Here is a 1,044-nt window from a genome sequence, read left to right as displayed (position 1 = left end):
TGCGCGAAGCCTCCACCCGGTTGGAGCGCGAATTCAAGGCCGGCGAGCAGCCGATGGAGATCTGGCAGCAGATCAAGCTGCACTACATCGGCCTGCTGGTGGACCACCACCAGCCCGAGCTGGCCGAGAGTTTTTTCAACTCGGTGACCACGAAGATCCTGCACCGCGCGTATTTCCAGAACGACTTCATCTTCGTGCGCCCGGCCATCAGCACCGAGTACATCGAGCCGCGCGGCGCGCCCACCTACCGGCCGTACTACCCAGAGCCCGACACGCTGGCCGACACCCTCGAGCAGATGCTCGACGACTTCGCATTGCTCGGCAGCTTCGCCAACAGGCGGCGCGATGCGGAGCGCGTGGCGCACGTCATCCTGAACCGCTTCCACCAGGTCAAGCTGCGCGCCAATTTCCAGCTGCAGGTGCTGTCGGGCCTGTTCTTTCGCAACAAGGGCGCGTACGTGGTCGGCAAGATCATGAACGGCTTCACCGAGATTCCGTTCTCTCTGCCGATCCTGCACGACAGCCACGGCAGGTTTTATATCGACGCCGCGCTGTTCGGCGAAGACGACCTGCAGATGCTGTTCAGCTTTGCGCGCGCGTACTTCATGGTCGACATGGAAGTGCCCTCGGCCTGGGTGCAGTTTTTGCGCTCGCTCATGCCGCGCAAGCCGCGCGCCGAGATATATAACGCGCTCGGCTTGGCCAAGCAGGGCAAGACGCTGTTCTATCGCGACTTCCTTTCGCACCTGAACTATTCGAGCGACCGATTCCGCATCGCGCCAGGCATCAAGGGCATGGTGATGCTGGTGTTCGACCTGCCGTCGTTTCCGTTCGTTTTCAAGGTCATCAAGGACTTCTATCCGCCGCAGAAGGACACCACGCGCGAGCAGATCAAGGGCAAGTACATGCTCGTGAAACAGCACGACCGCGTGGGCCGCATGGCCGACACGCTGGAGTACAGCGACGTGGGTTTTCCGCTCGACCGCTTCGAGCCCGAGCTGATCGAGGAAATCCGCAAGTTCGCGCCCAGCCAGCTCGAGAGCG

1 protein-coding gene is annotated in these 1,044 nt (G+C 61.8%); it reads left to right on the top strand.

Annotation, left to right across the window (positions count from 1 at the left end):
- On the top strand, positions 1–1,044 hold a 1,044-nt coding region (gene aceK, locus ACSFA2_RS25860; protein ID WP_435458178.1), incomplete at both ends, for a bifunctional isocitrate dehydrogenase kinase/phosphatase.

The organism is Variovorax cryoconiti, from assembly GCF_051216395.1.
GTDB lineage: Bacteria > Pseudomonadota > Gammaproteobacteria > Burkholderiales > Burkholderiaceae_C > Variovorax.
The sequence above is the reverse complement of the archived record's forward strand: the minus strand, read 5'-3'. Positions and strand labels throughout refer to the sequence as shown.